The organism is Microcoleus sp. BM001215392, from assembly GCF_036700185.1.
Classification (GTDB): Bacteria; Cyanobacteriota; Cyanobacteriia; order Cyanobacteriales; family Microcoleaceae; genus Microcoleus.
In genome coordinates, this window is sequence record NZ_JAUBOJ010000686.1 from 1 (window position 1) to 1,651 (window position 1,651).

Sequence of the window (1,651 nt, forward strand, 5' to 3'; positions counted from 1 at the left end):
CGCAGGATCGGAACTTGGATTTCGCACATATGTGTTCTGATCAGCCTCAGTGGGATGAACCCGCTACTAGCCAGAGTGAATAGTAGATAGTTAGCAATGAAATTGTTGGGGCCCGATTCTGGTGGCAATATTACTAACTCTCCGTCAATTAGTTCATAGCGGTTGTCGGTGTCGTCCTCGTAGGTGAGGTATTCTTCAAAGGTGAGTTTTGGCTTGTGGGCTTGTATCATCTTTTACCTTCCAGGATTGCTATTGTTATTAAAATATTTACACATCCGAGGGAAGCGGCGGCCGCAGTGATTTTCATTGAATTAACAAGCTGGGTAGCACTGTTTCAATTATATTATAAGGCTGCATCTGAGAGGTTTTATTCAAGTAGAAGTTTCACAGGGATGCCACAAATAACTTTTTTTCGCGATCGGCTGCAAAAGCAAGACAGGCTTTGATATCTGCCGAAGTTAGTTCGGAAAAATCTTCGAGAATTTCTGCTTCCGTCATGCCACCTGCGAGATATTCTAAAATATCGTAGACGGTGATTCGCATTCCCCTAATACATGGTTTGCCACTGCGTTTTCCCGGTTCAATTGTGATGGTGTCGTGGTAGTCCATAAAGCAATATTTTGTAATAATAAGTGTAATTATAGTTGCAAATAATCCTGGTTTGTTGAGGTCAGGGTTACACGGACGATTTTTTTAAATTCAAGTATAAAACTCAAAGCCTTAATATTTTAAGACTTAACTGGTTCCCAGGCCTTAGCCTGGGAACCGAGATCCACAGGCTCTGCCTCGCTAACGGATAAAAATAAAAACAGGAGGCAGAGCCTCATGGAATGTGTTCCCAGGCCGCAGCCTGGGAACGAGCAAACACCTACGCTTTGCGCTTACGACGGCGAATCAGCACGCTCATCACTTGCTTCGGATTAGCTGCACGCTGTAGCTGACTCCAGTCGCCCACTTGGGCAAATCCCAGTCGGTACAAAGTGAGTATGGTTTCCCTGACACCCTTGGGCGAACCTGTCACCGTTACACACACCACATCCTGTTCGGATTCTGCTGCTGAGTCGTCATTTGGCCGATCGGATTCGTTGTCGTCAGGCAAGAATTCCTGTGACATAATTATGTTCTCCTGGTTTTGGGTTTTCTAGAAAAACCCAAAAACCCAGCCGCCCCGCTTTTCAACGCATAGCAGGGCGGCTACAGAGGATGTTAAGATACTCCGTTAGCCTCCAGACTGCTTTGATCAGTTTGGCGGTTAGCTGTCCATTGCTGTTAGTAGCAGCTTTGGGCAGTGCAACTAGATTTTTGGGCGACGCGGGCTACTTCCTATACAAGCAAAGCAACCTCTAATTTCAAAGCGTAGCCGCAGAGGGGGGCCTGTGTCAATCCATTTGGGATTTCGGATTTGGGAAAGGTGCGTCAGCTTTGAGATTGCTTTCCTTCGGATCGCTTACGCTAACACTACGTTCGCAATGACAGAAAATCCTAGTACGTGCATCCAGGATTAACTGGTTCCCAGGCTGGAGCCCATTCGTGACAACTTAAGGTCAAACCCAATCACAGACTGCTGTTTGAGTATTAAGCTCAGATCCCCCCTAGCCCCCCTTAAGAAGCAGGGTGGATTAATTGTCGAGAGGTTAAATCAAGGCTAAGA

General features: G+C 46.3%; 4 protein-coding genes. 1 reads left to right on the forward strand and 3 read right to left on the reverse strand.

Features of this window, described 5'->3' with window-relative positions; all coding sequences use genetic code 11:
• The 3 genes from QT974_RS34145 to QT974_RS34155 all read right to left on the reverse strand — a co-directional run.
• Window positions 1-230: Uma2 family endonuclease (locus QT974_RS34145; RefSeq protein ID WP_333472784.1), on the reverse strand; the 230-nt coding region annotated here is incomplete at its 3' end.
• Between the two features lie 154 nt (window positions 231-384).
• Entirely contained in the window at window positions 385-609 is a 225-nt protein-coding gene (locus tag QT974_RS34150) for a DUF433 domain-containing protein (protein ID WP_333472785.1), read from the reverse strand.
• 259 nt (window positions 610-868) lie between these two features.
• Window positions 869-1,114 (reverse strand): hypothetical protein, encoded by a 246-nt coding sequence (locus tag QT974_RS34155; RefSeq protein WP_333472786.1) that lies wholly within the window; start codon window positions 1,112-1,114, stop codon window positions 869-871.
• A gap of 89 nt (window positions 1,115-1,203) precedes the next feature.
• Between QT974_RS34155 and QT974_RS34160 the strand changes: the two genes are divergently transcribed.
• Window positions 1,204-1,347 carry a hypothetical protein gene (locus QT974_RS34160; RefSeq protein ID WP_333472787.1) on the forward strand — a complete coding sequence of 48 codons (144 nt, stop codon included), beginning with the start codon at window positions 1,204-1,206 and terminating at the stop codon, window positions 1,345-1,347.
• Window positions 1,348-1,651: the final 304 nt, after the last annotated feature.

Excerpts from the sequence above, each read along its gene's own strand:
- QT974_RS34150 (WP_333472785.1), bottom strand. The coding sequence starts at position 609 with ATGGACTACCACGACACCATCACAATTGAACCGGGAAAACGCAGTGGC.
- QT974_RS34155 (WP_333472786.1), bottom strand. The coding sequence starts at position 1,114 with ATGTCACAGGAATTCTTGCCTGACGACAACGAATCCGATCGGCCAAAT.
- QT974_RS34160 (WP_333472787.1), top strand. The coding sequence starts at position 1,204 with ATGTTAAGATACTCCGTTAGCCTCCAGACTGCTTTGATCAGTTTGGCG.